The 1,243-nt window shown below is 63.1% G+C and carries 2 pseudogenes; one reads left to right on the top strand and one right to left on the bottom strand.

The features are described from left to right. Positions 1 to 194, top strand: a pseudogene (locus tag A7D16_RS20200) (IS4 family transposase); the annotation flags it as partial. A 66-nt stretch (positions 195 to 260) separates the two neighbouring features. Here A7D16_RS20200 and A7D16_RS20195 read toward each other — a convergent pair. Beyond that, positions 261 to 1,243, bottom strand: a pseudogene (locus A7D16_RS20195) (TAL effector repeat-containing protein); the annotation flags it as partial.

Below are 1,243 nucleotides of genomic sequence, written 5' to 3'. Positions count from 1 at the left end.
GACTGGGCTGCGAAGCCACCGGCATCGCGCAGTGGCTGTCGCCGCGCAACAGCACCCGCAAGCTCTATTCGACACTGCGTGTCGGCCGCGAGGCGTTGGTCAGGCGCTGGCCGATGGAACCGGTCTCCCGCTGGCTAGAACGCTTACGCACACTGCCCGACGCAGTGCGCGAGCAGATGACGTTGGTGCTGTAAAACGTGGGGATACCTAAGAACCTGACACCGTTACTCCAAACGCTCAGGTAATCCCCCGACTGAGCCTCATTGAGGAAATAGCTCCATCAACCATGCCATATCCTCTTCGTCGAATGCCGGGAAATCATCCGCCGCCCCTGCGAAGGGGGCCGCATCTTGTTCCCAGATCATGGTGCTGGACGCTGCCAGATCGGCATCCATGGGTGTACCAGGATCCGGGAGGCCGCCCCCGATCTTGGTACGCGGGCGTTTTACACCCCAGCTGAGGGGGGGGGAATGCAGCGCATCGCGCTGTTCGGGAACGCGCACCTCGACCGCTTGCTGTGCGAATTGCTGTGCGAAGGAGCCGGTGACAGAACTCTCCGATCGGGACCGTTTACGGCTGCTGCTTGCCAGCGCCTGGCCCGCCCGGTCTATCGGGCTGGGCGCATCCAGCTCACGCTCCAGCGCATCGGCGAATGCATGCAAAGACGCCTGGTCCGGCGTTTGAGCCGAAGCACGGGACGGTTCGGCCCTTTTCATCCCTGATGCCTTGAGGATACGGCGCCAACGCTGCGAGGCTGGGGGGAGCGTTCCACTGCGGGCCTCGAGTTCGGTGACGCCCACTCTGCGAAATAGCTGTAACAACCCGTGCCTGCTCATCTCGAACTGCGTCATGGCTTCATCGAATGCTTGCGCCGGGCGGGAGTGGCACTGGAAAAAAACCAGCACACGAGCCACTTGCGCGTGGTCGGCAACGCGATGGGACGTGCGTTCGGGAAGACGGCGATTGGTTCTTTTGATCAAGGTCGGCGCGTGCGGCAATCCCTTTTTCACTGCCTCCAGCGCAGGACGCCCGCCGAGGCAGGCCAAGGCGATGAGGCGGTCGTTGGTCAACGCGGCCAACGCCTGATCAGGGCGAGATAACTGATCAAAAATGCTTTCCAGCGCCTGCTTGCCGCCCTTATTGCTGGCGATGGCCACCACCTGGGCCGGGGTCAGGCCATGTTGCTCGCACAGCACCGGCAACAGCCGCTGCACCGCCTCCAGCGCCTGCTTGCCGCCATCGT

It is taken from the genome of Xanthomonas nasturtii (assembly GCF_001660815.1).
In the GTDB taxonomy this organism is placed as follows: Bacteria; Pseudomonadota; Gammaproteobacteria; order Xanthomonadales; family Xanthomonadaceae; genus Xanthomonas; species Xanthomonas nasturtii.
Note: the sequence above shows the minus strand (reverse complement) of the source record. Positions and strands in the feature narration are given on the sequence as shown.